Raw genomic sequence first — 16,570 nt, forward strand, 5'->3', positions numbered from 1 at the left:
CATGCGACAGTTCACGGCCGTCGTCAATCCGAGCGCGGGTGGCGCCGGATCGGCGGCGGCCCTCATCCCCCTCGCCGTACTGCTGCGCGAGGCCGGCGCCGGACTGGAAGTCGAGTACAGCCGCAGTCTCGGTCACGCGCGCGAACTGGCCCTGGGAGCCGCGGGACAGGGCCGGATCGTGCTGGGCGTCGGCGGTGACGGCCTGACGGGGAGGGTCGTCGGCGCTCTCGCGGGGACCGACGCGATCGGCGGGATCGTGCCCGCCGGCCGTGGGAACGACTTCGCCCGCGCGGTCGGCGTGCCCGGGGACCCGGCACGGCTCGCCGAACTGCTCCTGCGCGGCGAGCCGAGGGCGACGGATGTCATCGAGGTGGAGTCGGCCGTCCACGACCGCATGCCCGTCCTCGGGAGTGTCTACGCGGGCGTCGACGCGCTGGCCAACCGCCATGCCAACCACAGCCGTCTGCTGCGCGGCGCCGCCTCCTACTACGTGGGAGGGCTGCGCGCCGTGATGAGCTGGCGGCCGGCCGGTTACCGCGTCACCGTCGACGGCACCGTCCATCACCGCAGGGGGTTCACCGTCGTCGTGGCCAACTCCGGCTACTACGGCTTCGGCCGGCGCATCGCACCCGCCGCGGCCGTGAACGACGGACTGCTCGATGTCGTCATCATCCATCAGGCCTCACGCCTGTTGTTCTTCGCCGTGATGAACGAACTCAGAAGCGGCAGACATGTGGACCGGCGTCAGGTGGAGACCCTGCGAGGGCGCGAGGTGCGGATCGAGTGTGACCGGGACCTTCCCTACGGCGCCGACGGCGAGGTCGAGGCAGGTCTGCCGGTCACGGCACGGGTGCTGCCGGGAGCCCTGAACCTGCTGTCCTGACCCGTCCAGGCCCACTGGCCCGTCCCCGGCCCACTTCCTTCTCCGTGGGGACGGCCCCCGTAGGGACGGCCCTGGTGACGGGCAGACGGAAGGTACGGCGCAAAACGGAACGGAGGCAACTGGATCGAGCATTGGTCTACGCCAACCGCCCCTGTCCCTATATCCTCATCCGTGACCAGCGACACACAATCCCCCCCACCCAGGTTGCGTGCTGGCGCGGGCGACACCCACACGACTCTGCCCCAAGCAGCCGGGTTATCTCCCCACTCGCCGCCTCCAGGAGGATCACGGTGAAAGTTCGCACCAGAAGCTCGGCGATCATCGGCACCATCTGCCTCGTCGCGTCGCTCACGTTGGCCACGGCGTCCGCCGACGAGCCCGTCGCCCCACGTCAGGCGGCGGAGGTCACGCTGAAGCAAGTGGCCACGGCCCAGAATCCGATCGCCGGCGCCGCCGGGCCGGGTGGCACGGTCTGGATAGCCGAACGCGCGGGTACCGTACGGGTCCTGGGCGCTCAGGGGCTCGGCCGGCCGGTCCTCGACATATCCGACGAGACCACCACCGACGGCGAACGCGGCCTGCTGGGCATCGCGTTCGACAAGAAGTTCGCGCACTTCTACATCTCGTACACGGACCTCGAAGGCACGAGCACCGTGGACGAATTCAAGGTGCGGTACGGCAAGATCCAGCCGAACACCCGGCGCACCGTCATCACTCAGACGCAGCCGTACTCCAACCACAACGGCGGCGACATCAAGTTCGGCCCCGACGGCTACCTCTACATCGCGCTGGGCGACGGAGGCTCGGGCGGCGACCCGCACGGCAACGGGCAGAACCTCGACACACTGCTCGGCAAGATGCTGCGGATCGACCCGCGCGGCGGCGTGCCGTACGCGATCCCTTCGGACAACCCGTTCGTGAACGACCCGAACGCGAAGGACGAGATCTGGGCGTACGGGCTGCGCAACCCGTGGCGGTTCTCCTTCGACTCGGGCACGGGCGACCTGCTGATCGGTGATGTCGGCCAGAGCGAGTGGGAGGAGATCGACTGGGCCCCGGCGGACAGCGAGGGCGGCGAGAACTACGGCTGGGCCTCGATGGAGGGCAACCACCCCTTCCGGGGCGGCACGGAGCCCGCGAACCACGTACCGCCGGTCTTCGAGTACGACCGTAGCGGGCTGGGCTGCTCGGTGACCGGTGGATATGTCTACCGCGGCGACGCGATCCCGGATCTCAAGGGTCAGTACCTGTTCAGCGACTACTGCGACGGAACCGTCCGCGCGCTGCGCATGGAGAACGGCAAGGTCACCGGCGAGAGCGACCTCGGGGTCAACGGCGGCCAGATCATCTCGTTCGTGCAGGACGGCGACGGCGAACTGTACCTGCTCGACATCGCCGGCAAGGTCTCCCGCATCGACCCGGCGTGACCCTCGTATGACCACCGCGTGACCTTGTGCGTGACCTTGTGCGTGACCGCCGCTGGATGAGAAGAACCATCGAGCGGGTCGGGCCCGGTGCTGAGCGATCAGCACCGGGCCCGATGTGCTGGGCGCGGCTATGCTGCGGCTCCAAGCGCTCATACGAAACATTCAAACGAACAGAGCGCGGTGGTGGCGGCGAGGGGGCCAACAGTATGCGGGAGCCGGTCGAGCTCAGGCGTCAGCGGATCCTGGCGGTGGTGCGGTCGCGGGGCGCGGTCAAGGTGAGCGTGCTCGCCGCGGAGCTGGATGTCTCGGTGGTCACGGTCCGGCGGGACGTCGAGGAGCTGGCCCGCGCGGGGAGGCTACGACGCGGGCACGGCGTGGCCCGCCCGGTGGTGAGGGCCGTCGAGGAGGTCACGGTCCCGGCGGCGCGGGCCGAGGAACCGGGGCGGGACGGCGGTCCGGTCGCGCTGGTGGTGCCGGAGCGGCATTCGTATCTGTACGAGGCGGCCTATGGCGCCAGGCCCGTGCTGGAGGAGGCCGGGATGCGGATCGCCCTGCATATCGCGCCGCAGGCGCCCGGCGCCGAACGGCCCCTGGTCGAAGCGGCGCTGGCGGCCGGCGCGCGGGGGCTGCTGATCGCCCCGAGGTGGCGCGGCGCGGTCTCGGAGGCGGCGGATTACGGCTGGCTGTCCGAGGTGGCGGTGCCGACCGTGCTGATGGAGCGGCGGCCCCGGCCCGGCAGCGCGCTGCACGCCCTGGACTCGGTCTGTTCCGATCACTGGTACGGGACATATCTCGCGGTCGATCATCTGGTCGCGCTGGGCCACCGCCGGATCGTGCTGGCCGCCCGTGACGACAGCCCCACGGCGCGCTCCGTACGTCACGCCTTCGCCGAGATCGCCGCCGCCCGGCCCGAGGTGGAGGACTGGTCGGTGGTGCTCAGCTCGCCGGACGCGGTGCCGGGTCCTGAGGACGACGAGGCCGGGCTCGGCGGCGCTCCGCGTGACCGTACCCCTCTCGATCTCGCCGCGCTGCTGGCCGAACGCCGGGCCACGGCCGCCGTGCTGCACGGCGACGTGGACGCGCTGATGCTGGTGCAGCGGCTCACGGAGCAGGGGGTGCGGGTGCCGCGCGACTGCTCGGTCGTGGCGTACGACGACGTGGTCGCGGCGCTGGGCAGCACCCCGCTGACGGCGGTGTCGCCGCCGAAGGCGGAGGTCGGACGGGCCGCGGCCGAGTTGCTGCTGCACCGGCTGGCCCGGCCGCTCGGCGCCGCCGGCCCGGTACGCAGGATCGAGCTGCTGCCCACGCTGAAGGTACGCGGTTCGACGCAGCCGCCGGCGTCCCCGCCAACCCCCGGAGAAGACTGAGCGTTTGACCGCTTTGATTTTCTTCTGAGCGATCTATTGACCCCTTCCGATCAGCCGATCAGGATTCCCCGTGTCTCATACCGGAGCCGCGGGAGGCGCCCATGCCTGGTCGACAGAGCCGTCGATCCGTGCTCGCCACGATCGCCGCGCTGCCCCTGACAGGTGCGCTCAGCGCCTGCACCGGGGGCGGCGGGGAGTCAGAGTCGGGCAGCGCGAGCAAGATCAGCAGCAGGAAAGCCACACGCGTCACCTTCTGGTCCGCCCTGCGCGGCAGCCAGGAAGTGGTGGACGCGTTCAACCGGAGCCACGACCGCGTCCACGTCGACTTCCAGCAGATACCCTCCGGAGCCCAGGGCGGTTACGCGAAGCTCAGCAACGCCGCCCGCGCGGGCAACGCGCCGGACATCGCCACCATCGAATATCCCCAGGTGCCCGGCTTCGCCATCGACGGGGTCGCCCGTGACATCACGGACCTGGTCAGCGACGGACTGCGCGCCAAGCTGCTGCCACAGGCGCTCGGCCTGACCACCTTCGAGAAGCGTGTCTTCAGTCTGCCGCTCGACATCGAGCCGATGGTGATGCACTACCGCACCGACCTCTTCCGGGAGTACGGCCTCGAAGTACCCCGCACCTGGGACGAGTTCGAGGCCGTGGCCAGGACGGTACGGAGCAAGGCCCCCGACCGGCGGCTCGCGCTCTTCGCCACCGACGGCGCCCCGCAGCTCGCCGCGTTCGCCTGGCAGGCGGGCGCCCAGTGGTTCGACACCGCGGGCGGTGCCTGGAACGTCTCGCTCGGCGACGCGCCGACCCGCCGTGTCGCGGCGTACTGGCAGCGGCTGATCGACCGGGACCTGGTCTTCATGAACGCGGTGGAGAGCCGGCAGAGCGACGCCCAGATCGGCAACGGCAAGGTCCTGGTCCGGCTCAGCGGCGCCTGGGACGCCGGGGCGCAGATGAACGCCCGGCCGGGCCAGAAGGGCCGGTGGGCCATCGCGCCGCTCCCCCAGTGGGACCCGGCCAGGCCCGGCGTGGGCACCCATGGCGGCTCCACCTTCGCGGTCACCAAGGACAGCAAGCACCCCGAGGCCGCCATGGAGTTCATCGAGTGGCAGATCTCGCACCCCGACGCGCTGCGCGCCCGGCTCTCCAGCGGCACCAGCAGCCAGTATCCGGCGGCGCCGGGCCTCGTCGCCGTGGGCCGCGAGGCGTTCGACCGCTCCTACTACAGCGGCCAGGACATCTACCGCTTCTTCGAGGAAGAGGCGCGCAAGATCCGGGACGGCTGGATCTGGGGACCGCGGATGACGGCCACGATGAAGGTCATGCAGGACGGTTTCGCCCGGGTGAGCGGCGGCCAGGGCTCGCTGATCGAGGCCGTGCGCGCGGCCCAGAAGGGCACCATGCCGGATCTGAAGGCGCTGGGGCTGACCACCACCGAGCGCGGCAGCTGACGCGCGTCCCCCGTTCCGGCAGCAGAAAGGCAGGTGACACCCCATGAGCAACCCCATCAGCACCCCCATGAGCACCCCCGTCGGCAAGCCCCTGGCCGGCCCCACCGCAAGGTCCGCGCGCGGCGGCCGGAAGTCCGCCAGACGCCGTGAACTCGGCGCCGCCGGCGTCCTGATGACCCCCTTCTTCGTCCTTCTGGTGACGGTCTTCCTGATCCCCGTCGCGACAGCCGTGTGGCTGAGCTTCTTCAGCGACGACCAGCCGGGGCTGGGATTCGGTCCGGAGCGCACGGTCTTCGCCGGGCCGCGCAGCTACATCGCGGTCCTCACCGACCCGACCTTCCTCGGCGGACTCGGCACCGTCGTCCTGTACTGCGTGGTCTACATCCCCGTGCTGGTGATCGGCGCGCTGGCGCTGGCCCTGCTGCTGGACTCCGGGGTGGCACGCCTGCGGTCTGGGCCCAGCTCGGACTGTTCCTGCCGCACGCCGTGCCCGGCATCATCGCCGCCCTCATCTGGCTGTATCTGTACACACCCGGCATCAGTCCGGTGATCGAACTGCTCGGCAGGGCCGACATCACCATCGACTTCCTCGGTGTGCACACCGTGCTGCCGTCGATCGTGAATATCGCGCTGTGGAGCAATCTCGGCTACAACATGGTCGTCTTCTACGCCGCCCTCCAGGCCGTACCGCGCGAGGTCATCGAGGCGTCGGTCGTCGACGGAGCGGGGCCGGTGCGTACCGCCCTCCAGGTCAAGACGCCGCTGGTGCGCTCGTCGATCGTGATGGTCGCGATGTTCACCCTGATCTTCGCTCTTCAGCTCTTCACCGAACCCATGCTGCTCAGCCAGTCCACCCCGATGATCAGCTCGCGCTTCTCGCCCAGCATGTACATCTACGACGCGGCGTTCACCCGTAACAACTACGGCCTGGCGGCCGCCGCCTCCGTCGTTCTGCTGCTCTGCACGATCGCCCTCTCCTACGGCGTGACCCGCTGGACCAACCGCGCCAACGCCCAAGAGGAGGCCGCCCGATGAGCGCGACCGCCACCACCGGCACCACCATCACCCGCACCGGCGCCTCGCGGCGCCCGCGTCTGCTCGGCCGCTCGGTCGTCAATCTGGTCGTGGGCATCTCGGTGCTCTACACACTGCTGCCGGTGCTCTGGCTGGTACTGGCCGCCGCCAAGAGCCGCGACGCGCTGTTCAGCAGCGATCTGCTGTCGCTGAGCGACTTCTCCTTCCTGCGCAACCTCAAGGACCTGTTCGCGATGGACGGCGGGCTGTACAGCCGGTGGTACGGAAACAGCCTGCTGTACGCGGTCGTCGGCGCCGCGCTCGGCGCGCTGATCTCCATCGCCTGCGGCTACGCGTTCGACAAGTACCGGTTCCGCCACAAGGAGAAGCTGTTCGGTCTGGTCCTCGCGGCGGTGATGGTGCCACAGACCGTGCTCGCGCTGCCCCTCTATCTGATGGCATCGGGCACCGGTCTGGTGAACACCTTCTGGTCGGTCTTCATCCCCGTGCTCTTCAACCCCTTCGGTGTCTATCTGGGCCGGATCTTCAGCCAGGGTTATGTGCCCGACGAGGTCCTCGAAGCGGCGCGGGTGGACGGCGCCGGTGAACTGACGACCTATCTACGGGTCGCCCTGCGGATGCTCGGCCCCGGCCTCGTCACCGTCTTCCTCTTCCAGCTCACCGCGATCTGGAACAATTTCTTCCTGCCCATGGTGATGCTCTCCGACCAGGACCTCTATCCGGTGAGCCTCGGCCTCTACACCTGGAACAGCTCCGCCTCCGTCTCCCCGGAGTACTACCCCGTGGTGATCATGGGGTCGCTGCTCGCGGTCCTTCCGCTGATCCTCGCCTTCGCACTGCTCCAGCGCTTCTGGCGGTCGGGCCTCACCGCCGGCGCCGTCAAGTAACCGGCCGGGCCCACCCGCCGCCGTTCCCCCGTACCAGGAGAGAGATGCCCACCGCACCGACCGTACGTCACCGTCCGCGCGCCGCCCTCGCCATGAAACCGGATGCCGCCGCCTCGGTCCTCGGACCCGAGAGCCTGGCCGCCCTCGGCACGGTCTGCGATCTGACACCACCGCCCGTACTCGACGACTTCACCACCGACCGGGCCCGCGCCACGCTCGCGGATGTGGAGATCCTCGTCACCGGCTGGGGCTGCCCGCCCCTCGACGGGGCCGTACTGGATCTGGCGCCCCGGCTGCGCGCGGTCGCCCATACGGCGGGGACCGTCCGCGGCCATATCACCGAGGCCTGCTGGGAGCGGGGCATCGAGGTGTCCTCGGCCGCCGCCGCCAACGCCCTGCCGGTGGCGGAGTACACCGTCGCGATGATCCTGCTCTCCGGGAAGCGCGCGCTGGAACGGGCCCGTGACTACCGCGCCACGCGCGATCGCGACGACTGGCTGAGCATGGACGTGGGCAACTACCGCCGCACCGTGGGCATTCTGTCCGCCTCACTGATCGGCCGGCGCGTCATCGAACTGCTGCGGCCCTACGACTTCCGGGTGCTGCTGCACGATCCCTATGTCTCCGACGAGGAGGCGGCGGCGCTCGGCGTCCGGCCGGTCGGACTCGGCGAACTGTTCTCGGGCAGTGACACCGTGAGCGTCCACACCCCCCTGCTGCCCGCCACCCGGGGGCTGGTCAGCCGGGAACTGCTCACCTCCATGCGCCAGGACAGTGTGCTCATCAACACCGCGCGCGGCGCCGTCGTCGACCAGGACGCCCTCACCGATGTCCTCGAACAGGGCCGGATCCGGGCCGTCCTCGATGTCACGGAGCCGGAGTCGCTGCCACCGGACCATCCGCTGTGGTCCTGTGAGAACGCGCTGATCACCCCGCATCTCGCCGGTTCGCAGGGCAATGAGACACGACGGCTGGCGGATCTGGCGGTCGGCGAGGTCGAACGCTGGGCCGCGGGCGACGGCTTCGCCCATCCCGTACGACGCGAAAGGCTGGCGTTCCTCGCATGAGCTCACCCCTCGTACCGTCCATGCCCGCACGGCCCGCGTTCGCACTCCCCGCCGAGGACCGGACGCTGAGCCCGTACACCGGTTACACCCGCGCGCACTGGGAAGCCGCGGCCGACGGACTGCTGCGGGCCGCCTGGCAGTGGGCCACCCCCGGCCGCGCGCTGCTCGATCTGCCGGGACGGCCCTCCCGCTCGGGTGTACGGTCCGATGGTCTGGAGGGCTACGCCCGTACGTTCCTCGCCGCCGCGTTCCGGGTGGCGGGCGCGGGGGGCGAGGATCCGCACGGCTGGCTCGACCGGTACGCGGACGGGCTCGCGGCCGGCACCCGTACCCCGGGACGGGACGACACCGAGTCCTGGCCGCTGATCCTCGATCACCATGTCCAGGGCCAGCCCATGGTCGAGTCGGCGTCCGTGGCCCTCGGGCTGCGGCTGACCAGGGCCTGGCTCTGGGACAGGCTGGAGTCGGGGGTACGGGACCGTGCCGAGGAGTGGCTGCGCGGCGCCCTGCGGCACACCCCGGCGCCCAACAACTGGTATCTGTTCCCCTATTCGGTGGCCGGTTTCCTGGAGTCGGTGGGGCGCGGCGACGCGGAGACGGCACGCGCGCGGGAGCGGGCGCGTGACCTGATGGAGGGGTGGTACCGCGGAGAGGGCTGGTACTCCGACGGCGACGGCCGGGCCTTCGACCACTACAACGGCTGGGCCCTGCACCTCTATCCGGTGCTGGACACGCTGCTGGCCGGTGACACGGAGGGATCCGGCGCGGAGGCGTCCTCGGCCCCGCCGTACGGCGACCGGTTGCGCGAGCATCTGAAGGGCTTCTCCCTGCTGTTCGGCGCCGACGGGGCGCCGATCCACTTCGGCCGCTCGCTGACCTACCGGTTCGCGGCAAGCGCCGCGGTCGCCCTGGGGGCCGTCACCGGTCACACGCCGCTCGCCCCGGGCGTCTCGCGGCGGCTGGTCAACGGTTCACTGCGTTACTTCCTCGACCGCGGGGCGACCGGTAGGGACGGGCTGCTCAGCCTCGGCTGGCACGGTCCGCACGAGGCGACGCTCCAGTCCTACTCCGGTCCCGCCTCGCCGTACTGGGCGTCCAAGGCGTTCGTCGCGCTGCTCGCCCCTCAGGGCCATCCGCTGTGGACGGCCACCGAGGCAGCGGCGCCCAGCGAGGGACCCGACCGGGTGCTCGCCCTCGCCGCGCCGGGGCTGCTGGTGCACTCCACCCGGGCGGACGGGATCGTACGGCTGCACAACCACGGCAGCGACCACATCCGGCCGCACGAGGGCGAGTCGGGGGCGGCGGACGATCCGCTCTACAGCCGGCAGTCCTACTCCACCCGTACCGGACCGACGTCGGCGGCGAACGTCCCGGACAACCAACTGGTGGTGGAGATCGGGGGGGCCGCCGGCGGGCGGCGCCGGATCCGGCCGCTCGGCGCGGGGAACGGTGACGGATGGGGCTGGGCCGCCTCCGCCCATCTGCCCGTCTTCACCTCGGGCGCGCCCATGGTGCCCGGACTGCGGGTGGAGAGCGTCAGCGTGGTACGAGGCCGGTACGAACTGCGCGCGCACCGGGTACTCGGCGCGCCGCCCGGGGCGCGCGTACGGCAGACGGGCTGGGCGACCGGCCCCGGGGAGACCGTACGCTCCGCTCTGCACGCTCTGCACGGCTGGGGGACGCGGGACGAGGTCCGCGCCCCGCAGGGTACGGCGTACACCCGCTGGGCGGTCGTGCCCCGGCTGACCGGGGAAGCGGAGGGCACGGCGTTCTTCGTGGCTCTCGCCTCGCTCACCGCCGAGCCCGGCGCGGCGCCGTTGTCCGAGGCGGTGAGCGCGGTGACGGTGGCCGCGGATACGGGAACGGTCGAGGTGAGGTGGACGGACGACGGGTCGCGCACGCGGATCGCCTTCGACCCGCTGACGGTCGGGCATGGCTAGGGCGTGTATCGAAAGTAGCGCCGTCCGCCCGCAGGGCGGGGCTCGCGGCGTCCGGTGCACTACGTTCGCTGCGCTCTCTCTCTCGGCGCCTTGACTCTCCTTCGGATGCCGAGCGGCGATCGCAAGGCGGAGGATCGTCCTCGTAGCGGAGCTACTTGGACGACTCCGACAACGCAGCGAGCGTGCGTGCCGGGCGTCGCGAGCCAGGCGGGACTTTCGATACACGCCCTAGGGAGCCCGGTATCCGGCCGGGGCTGCCGGGTCATACAGGGCTCCTCGTGAGGTGCTACTTCCGGTTCAGATAGGCGAGGCCCGGATGCACACGCGTATAGCCGTCCACGAGACGGCGGGCCACGGTCACGGAATCNGAGCCCGGTATCCGGCCGGGGCTGCCGGGTCATACAGGGCTCCTCGTGAGGTGCTACTTCCGGTTCAGATAGGCGAGGCCCGGATGCACACGCGTATAGCCGTCCACGAGACGGCGGGCCACGGTCACGGAATCCACCAGCGGGTGCAGGGCGAACGCCTTGGCCGCGGTGGCGCGCGAACCGCTCTCGGCGGCGGCCAGGACCTCGCGCTCGACGGCCTTGACGGCGCACACCAGGCCGGTGGCGTGGTGCGGCAGGGGCGAGACGGCGAGCGGATGGGCGCCGTTGGCGTCCACGAAGCAGGGCACTTCGATGACGGCCTCCTCGTCCAGCACGCGCAGAGTGGTGCGGTTGCGGACGTTGAGGATGAGCGTGGTGCGTTCGTCGCGGGCGATGGCGCGCATCAGCGCGAGCGCGACCTTCTCGTAGCCGCCGGACTCCAGGTCGGGGGCGTCACGCTCGCCGACGCCCGCCGCCTCGCGGTTCGCCGCCATGTACGTGGCCTCGCGTTCGGCGCGGGTACGGTCCCAGGCCGCGAGCGCGGGGGTGCCGGGACGCTCCATCTCGTCGTAGAAGCGGGCCTGTTGGTCACGGAGGAACGCGCCGCGGGTCTGCTCCGCCTCCTGGTAGGCGCGTACCGCCTCCCGGTTGAAGTAGTAGTAATGGAGGTATTCGTTGGGGATCGCGCCGAGGGAATGGAGCCATGCGGTCCCGAAGAGCTTGCCCTCCTCGAAGGAACCGAGGGCTTCGGTGTCGGCGAGCAGCCGGGGCAGTTCGTCGCGTCCGGCGACGCGCAGCCCGCGCAGCCAGCCGAGGTGGTTGAGGCCGACGTAGTCGATCGACGCCTCGTCCGGGTCGGCGCCGAGGGCGCGCGCGACACGACGGCCCAGGCCCACGGGTGAGTCGCAGATACCGATCACGCGATCGCCGAGATGCCGGGACATGGCTTCGGTGACCAGGCCGGCCGGGTTGGTGAAGTTGATGACCCAGGCGTCGGGGGCGAGCCGGGCGACGCGTCGCGCGATGTCGACGGCGACGGGGACCGTGCGCAGTCCGTACGCGATGCCGCCCGCACCGACCGTCTCCTGGCCGAGCACGCCCTGGTCCAGGGCGACGCGTTCGTCGGCAGCGCGGCCTTCGAGTCCTCCGACGCGGATGGCCGAGAACACGAAGTCGGCGCCGCGCAGCGCCTCGTCGAGGTCGGTGGTGGCCGTGACCGTGGGGGCGTCGGGGACGGACGCGGCCTGCTCGGCCAGCACGCGGGCGACCGCCGTGAGCCTCGCGGCGTCCAGATCGTGCAGGGTGACGTGGGTGACGCGGCCCTCCGCGTGGTCGCCGAGCAGTGCTCCGTACACGAGCGGCACCCGGAATCCGCCGCCGCCGAGAATGGTGAGCCTCACGCCTGAACCGCCTTCGGTGCCTGAGCCGACTTCCTGCCTGACCCACTTTTACACCGGCCTTCCCCAGGGTGGCGCGGCCAGGGCCTGTCGTCGGACGGCGCGGCGCTCACTACCCGCTTCTCCGCGCGAGCACCGGCATGTCGCGCCGCCGGTTGTCGGGTCTGGGCTCGCCTTCCTCGGTATCTTCACCTTCGAAGGGCGGTGGCACGACGATGTCCGGCCGCCGCTCACGCTGATCCCACTGCTCGTCATGTTCTTCCTGGGTGCTCGCCAGATCATGGCGGACCCGGCCGAGGGGGCCAATCGCTGATGACCGGATCGCCGTTGACCGTACGTCCCTGGGAGTCCCCCGAACTCACCTCCTGGCGGCGGCTGCCCATGCATGCCGTGGACCGCCGCCCCGATGGCCTCCCGCTGGACGGTGCCTGGCGTTTCCAGTTGCTGCCGGCGCCGGACGCGCCGCTGTCGGAGGAGTGGGCGGAGTCTGCCGTACCGGGCTGCTGGACCATGCGGGACACCGGTGATCTGCCGCGGTACACCAACTGGCGCATGCCGTGGGGGGAGTTCCCGCCGCTCTGTCCCGCGGCCAATCCGACCGGGGTGTACGAGCGGGAGTTCACCGTCCCCGCCGACTGGGCGGGCCGCCGTGTCGCGCTCCATGTGGGGGCCGCGGAGAGCGTACTGATCGCCGAGGTCGACGGGCGCCCGGTGGGGATCGGCAAGGACTCGCATCTGGCGAGCGAGTTCGACATCACCTCGGTCGTACGCCCCGGCGCGGTGAGCACCGTACGGCTGACGGTGGTCAAGTGGTCCGACGCCACGCACATCGAGGACCAGGACCAGTGGTGGCACGGCGGCATCACCCGCTCCGTCTTCCTCTACGCCACCGATCCGCTCTGGCTGGCGGACGTACGGATCACCGCGCCCGTCGACGGCCGGCTGGTGGTCGACGCCCAAGTACGCGTGGCCGACGGCCCGCTGCCGGAGGGGTGGCGGGTCTCGGGCCGGCTCGAAGGGGCCGGTGGCCTGGTCCCCGACGAGGAGTTCGCCGAGCGGTGCGGCCGGAGGACACGGGTTTCGGACTTCCTCGGCGAGGCCCGGCTGCGGGCGACCGTACCCGACGTCCGTGTCTGGTCGGCCGAGACACCCGAGCTGTACGGGCTGACGCTCCGGCTGCACCGCCCCGACGGCTCGGTGGCCGACACCTCCCACCATCGGGTCGGCTTCCGTACGGTCGAGATCACCGGCAGGGACCTGCTGATCAACGGCGAACGGGTGTTCATCCGGGGCGTCAACCGGCATGACTTCCATCCGCTCACCGGACGGACGGTCACCGCCGCCGAGATGCGCGCCGATCTGGAGACGATCAAGCGCTTCGGCTTCAACGCCGTCCGCACCTCGCACTACCCCAACGATCCCGCGCTGCTCGATCTCGCCGACGAACTGGGGCTCTATCTCGTCGACGAGGCGAACATCGAGAGCCACCACCACGGCCTCGAACTCGCCGACGACCCGCGCTATCTGGCGGCCTTCGCCGAGCGCGTCTCCCGGATGGCGCTGCGCGACAAGAACCACCCGAGCGTCATCGTCTGGTCGCTGGGCAACGAGAGCGACTACGGCGCCAACCATGACGCGGCGGCCGGATGGCTGCGGCGCTACGACCCGACCCGTCCGCTCCAGTACGAGGGTGCGGCCAAGACCGACTGGTCCTCCCCGGAGGTCGCCAGCGACATCCTCTGTCCGATGTACGCGCCGCTGGACGAGATCACCGCGCACGCCGTCTCCGGTGAGCAGACCAAGCCGCTGATCCTGTGCGAGTACTCGCACGCCATGGGCAACAGCAATGGGACGCTCGCCGACCACTGGGCGGCCATCGAGTCCACCCCCGGTCTCCAGGGCGGCTTCATCTGGGAGTTCTGGGACCACGGGATCCTTCAGCGCACGGACGACGGGGACGGACCGGGCCGCCCGGCGGGCCTCGCGGGCGCGGGCGCGTACGAGGACGGGGTGACGGCGGAGGGCTATCGCTGGGCATACGGCGGGGACTTCGGCGACACCCCGAACGACGGCGCGTTCTGCGCGGACGGGCTCGTCTTCCCCGACCGCACGCCGAAGCCGGCGATGTACGAGCACCGCGAGCTCGCCGCCCCCGTCCGGCTCTCGCACGGGCCGTCGGCCGGGCTCGACGGCGACGTGCGGATCACCAACGCCCAGCACTTCCGCGATCTGTCCTGGCTGACCGCGCAGTGGGTGCTGGCCTCGGAGGAGGCGGCCACCCGCACCGCGCCGGCCGTCCTGCCCGAGGTGCCGCCCGGTGGGTCGGCGTACGTTCCCCTCCCCGACGGGCTCCTCGCCGGACCGGCCGGGGACGGCGGTGAGATGTGGCTGACGCTCCGTGTGACCACGCGGGACGATGAGCCATGGGCGCCACGCGGCACCGAGGTGTGCACCCCGCAGATCCAGTTGCGACGGCGGTACACCCCCGCCGTGTGGTCCCCCGCCGGGGGCGGGGACTGGGACGAGGACTGGGCCGTGATCGGCGCGGACGGGCTGCTGCGGCATCCGCTGCTGTCGTCGCCGCCCGCGCTGAGCCTGTGGCGCGCGCCCACCGACAACGACGTGCTGGGCGGCGCGGCGGACCATTGGCGGAAACTGGGCCTGGACCGGCTCGTGCGCGAACCGGCCTCGGTCGAGCGCGTCGGCGGCCTTGTCACCGTGCGCGCCATGTACCCGACGGCCGCCGGAGCGGTCACGCACGAGCAGGTCTTCACCCCACTGAGCGGCGCCGGACTGCTCGTCGAGGAGACCGCGGTCCTCCCGGAGGAGCTCACCGACGCCGCGCGCGTGGGCACGGTCTTCGAGACGGTGAGCGGTCTCGACCGGATGGAGTGGTACGGGCAAGGGCCCTGGGAGACCTACCCCGACCGGCGCGCGGGCGGCCCGGTCGGCCATCACCGCGCCTCGGTGGACCGGCTGTTCACCCCGTATCTGCGCCCGCAGGAGAGCGGCGGGCGCTGCGGTGTACGGTCCTTCTCGCTGCTCTCGGAGGAGACCGGCGACGGGCTGACCGTACGGCTCGACGCGCCCCGGCAGGTCTCGGTCACCCGCCATCGCGCGGCCGCTCTCGCCGCCGCCACGCACCACGACGAGCTGGTACCGCTGCCGCACTGCGTGGTCCAGCTGGACGCGGCCCACCGGGGTCTCGGCACCGCGTCCTGCGGTCCGGACACGCTGCCCCGCTACCGGCTGGGCGCCGGGACCTACCGCTGGTCATGGACGCTGCGCCCGCTGTGAGGGGCTTCGCGGGCCGGCGTGCCAGGGCCTAGTGCCCCTCCCGGCGATGTTTGCCCCGTCGCGGCACTAGCGGGCCGTGCCGAAGCCTCCCCGGACCTCGGCGGGCCGGCCCGAGCCGGTCGCGACCGCCGTGTACCGGTCGTCCCCGGCGTCCCGCGCGCCTTCCGCGTGGTTGTACTGCGCCGCGAAGACATGCTCGCCCGCCGGGACCGTCACGCCGTCCTTGAGCGTCCACCGGTAGACCAGCGCGCCGGTCTCGGGGCGTACGGAGACGGTGAAGTCCTCTTCGGGCAGCGTCCGCCAGGAGCCGGTGTCCCGTACCCCTCCGGTCTGCGCGACGCGTAGTTCGAGGGTCAGTGAGGTCAGTGGCCGGTCCGTTCCGATCGTGATGTTGCTCTGCGCCCAGTAGGCGTTGCTGTTCGGGTCGAGCACGCCGTCCGACCGGAGATAGCCGTCCCGGGCACCTACGGGCGGGCTGTCGGGCGTCTCGCTCGACGGGCCCGGGGTGGTCGCCACCGTCCTCGCCCGATCGGCGCCGTCGTCCATGACGGCGTCGAGGGCGAGCGCGCCGGCGGCGAGAACGCCGGTCGCCGCGGCCGCCGCCGCGGCGACCCGGACCCAGGACGCCGGGCGAGGGGCCGGCGATCGCGCGGGGCGCGTTCCCGGCCCGGCCATGCCCCGCTCGATGCGCGCGCGCATCCGCTCCCGGTCCGGGTGGTGGGCCCGCGCCGTCTCCTTCAGCCGTCTGTGCAACTCGTCCATCAGCCCCTGCCTTCAGCACGTGTCGAGGCGCGCGCGGAACCACGTACCCGGGTGGGCGTCACGGCACGCTGCGAGGCCACCGTCGCCTGGACCTCTTCGGCCGTGGCGCCCGGTCCGAGCAGCCGTCCCAGCTCTGCCATCCCCCTCGACGACTGGCTCTTCACCGTGCCCACCGAGATGCCCAGGGCGAGCGCCGTGTCCCGTTCGGAGAGGTCCAGGGCATATCTCAGCACCACACAGGCGCGTTTGCGGAACGGCAGCCGCCGTAACGCGGCCTGGACGTCGAGTACCGCCGGTACGTCCGGATCGTCGAAGCGCTCGCCCCGCTGCGACCAGAACAGCGAGACGCGGCGGCGCTCCCGCACCGCGCTCCGGATCCGGGAGCGGGCCAGGTTCGCGACCACCCCGCGGGCGTACGCGACGGGGTGATCGGCTGCCCGTACCCGGTCCCAGCGGCGCCACATCGCGAGCAGGGCGTCCGAGGCCAGATCGTCGGCCGTGTCGGCGTCGCCCGTCAACAGATAGGCCAGCCGGGACAGTTCGGCGTAGTGCCGCTCGAAGAACGCGTGGAACTCGGCAGCGGTGGCGTCATCGACCACTGTGCCCACGGAGCCGCTCCTTGTCCGCTGTCCGCTCCCGCACCGGCCGTTCCCGCCGCCGCGGGATGCGCGAGCCCAGCACTCGCGCGA

General features: G+C 71.4%; 11 protein-coding genes and 1 pseudogene. 9 read left to right on the forward strand and 3 right to left on the reverse strand.

All coding sequences use genetic code 11. From position 1 onward, the window contains the following. Position 1 precedes the first annotated feature (1 nt). The 8 genes and pseudogenes from M1203_RS33480 to M1203_RS33515 all read left to right on the forward strand — a co-directional run bounded on the left by M1203_RS33480 (position 2) and on the right by M1203_RS33515 (position 10,057). Positions 2-883, forward strand: coding sequence for a diacylglycerol kinase family protein (locus M1203_RS33480; RefSeq protein ID WP_249953613.1), 882 nt, complete (start codon positions 2-4; stop codon positions 881-883). Between the two features lie 290 nt (positions 884-1,173). Continuing rightward, positions 1,174-2,310 carry a PQQ-dependent sugar dehydrogenase gene (locus M1203_RS33485; RefSeq protein ID WP_249953614.1) on the forward strand — a complete coding sequence of 379 codons (1,137 nt, stop codon included), beginning with the start codon at positions 1,174-1,176 and terminating at the stop codon, positions 2,308-2,310. A gap of 206 nt (positions 2,311-2,516) precedes the next feature. Then, complete coding sequence (locus M1203_RS33490; RefSeq protein WP_249953615.1) at positions 2,517-3,677, forward strand: substrate-binding domain-containing protein; 1,161 nt, start codon at positions 2,517-2,519, stop codon at positions 3,675-3,677. A 101-nt stretch (positions 3,678-3,778) separates the two neighbouring features. Beyond that, entirely contained in the window at positions 3,779-5,128 is a 1,350-nt protein-coding gene (locus M1203_RS33495) for an ABC transporter substrate-binding protein (protein ID WP_249953616.1), read from the forward strand. A 67-nt stretch (positions 5,129-5,195) separates the two neighbouring features. Next, positions 5,196-6,163 (forward strand): annotated as a pseudogene (locus M1203_RS33500) (carbohydrate ABC transporter permease). Continuing rightward, on the forward strand, positions 6,160-7,050 hold the full coding sequence (locus M1203_RS33505; RefSeq protein ID WP_249953617.1) for a carbohydrate ABC transporter permease: 891 nt from the start codon (positions 6,160-6,162) through the stop codon (positions 7,048-7,050). The pseudogene M1203_RS33500 and the gene M1203_RS33505 overlap by 4 nt, the downstream one beginning before the upstream one ends. Positions 7,051-7,094: 44 nt before the next feature. After that, positions 7,095-8,117: a hydroxyacid dehydrogenase gene (locus tag M1203_RS33510; protein WP_249953618.1), complete on the forward strand. Its 1,023-nt coding sequence runs from the start codon at positions 7,095-7,097 to the stop codon at positions 8,115-8,117. After that, a complete protein-coding gene (locus M1203_RS33515) occupies positions 8,114-10,057 on the forward strand; it encodes a DUF2264 domain-containing protein (RefSeq protein WP_249953619.1) in 1,944 nt (647 codons plus the stop codon). Before M1203_RS33510 ends, M1203_RS33515 begins: the two co-directional genes overlap by 4 nt. 421 nt (positions 10,058-10,478) lie before the next feature. Here M1203_RS33515 and M1203_RS33520 read toward each other — a convergent pair whose 3' ends face one another. Continuing rightward, positions 10,479-11,825 carry a 6-phospho-beta-glucosidase gene (locus M1203_RS33520; protein ID WP_249953620.1) on the reverse strand — a complete coding sequence of 449 codons (1,347 nt, stop codon included), beginning with the start codon at positions 11,823-11,825 and terminating at the stop codon, positions 10,479-10,481. Positions 11,826-12,134: 309 nt separating this feature from the next. Between M1203_RS33520 and M1203_RS33525 the strand changes: the two genes are divergently transcribed. Beyond that, the gene (locus tag M1203_RS33525) at positions 12,135-15,119 is read left to right on the forward strand and encodes a glycoside hydrolase family 2 TIM barrel-domain containing protein (protein ID WP_249953621.1); all 2,985 of its coding nucleotides are present in this window, start codon (positions 12,135-12,137) and stop codon (positions 15,117-15,119) included. Between the two features lie 66 nt (positions 15,120-15,185). Here the strand turns inward: M1203_RS33525 and M1203_RS33530 are convergent, their stop codons facing one another. Further along, on the reverse strand, positions 15,186-15,881 hold the full coding sequence (locus M1203_RS33530) for a hypothetical protein (protein WP_249953622.1): 696 nt from the start codon (positions 15,879-15,881) through the stop codon (positions 15,186-15,188). Next, positions 15,881-16,489 (reverse strand): SigE family RNA polymerase sigma factor, encoded by a 609-nt coding sequence (locus M1203_RS33535; RefSeq protein WP_249953623.1) that lies wholly within the window; start codon positions 16,487-16,489, stop codon positions 15,881-15,883. Before M1203_RS33535 ends, M1203_RS33530 begins: the two co-directional genes overlap by 1 nt. Positions 16,490-16,570: the final 81 nt, after the last annotated feature.

The sequence above is a fragment of the Streptomyces sp. 35G-GA-8 genome, from assembly GCF_023534745.1.
Lineage (GTDB): Bacteria > Actinomycetota > Actinomycetes > Streptomycetales > Streptomycetaceae > Streptomyces.

What these genes read in the sequence shown, in the direction of transcription:
- M1203_RS33480 (WP_249953613.1), top strand. Translation starts at nt 2, where the DNA reads ATGCGACAGTTCACGGCCGTCGTCAATCCGAGCGCGGGTGGCGCCGGA.
- M1203_RS33490 (WP_249953615.1), top strand. Translation starts at nt 2,517, where the DNA reads ATGCGGGAGCCGGTCGAGCTCAGGCGTCAGCGGATCCTGGCGGTGGTG.
- M1203_RS33495 (WP_249953616.1), top strand. Translation starts at nt 3,779, where the DNA reads ATGCCTGGTCGACAGAGCCGTCGATCCGTGCTCGCCACGATCGCCGCG.
- M1203_RS33505 (WP_249953617.1), top strand. Translation starts at nt 6,160, where the DNA reads ATGAGCGCGACCGCCACCACCGGCACCACCATCACCCGCACCGGCGCC.
- M1203_RS33510 (WP_249953618.1), top strand. Translation starts at nt 7,095, where the DNA reads ATGCCCACCGCACCGACCGTACGTCACCGTCCGCGCGCCGCCCTCGCC.
- M1203_RS33515 (WP_249953619.1), top strand. Translation starts at nt 8,114, where the DNA reads ATGAGCTCACCCCTCGTACCGTCCATGCCCGCACGGCCCGCGTTCGCA.
- M1203_RS33525 (WP_249953621.1), top strand. Translation starts at nt 12,135, where the DNA reads ATGACCGGATCGCCGTTGACCGTACGTCCCTGGGAGTCCCCCGAACTC.
- M1203_RS33530 (WP_249953622.1), bottom strand. Translation starts at nt 15,881, where the DNA reads ATGGACGAGTTGCACAGACGGCTGAAGGAGACGGCGCGGGCCCACCAC.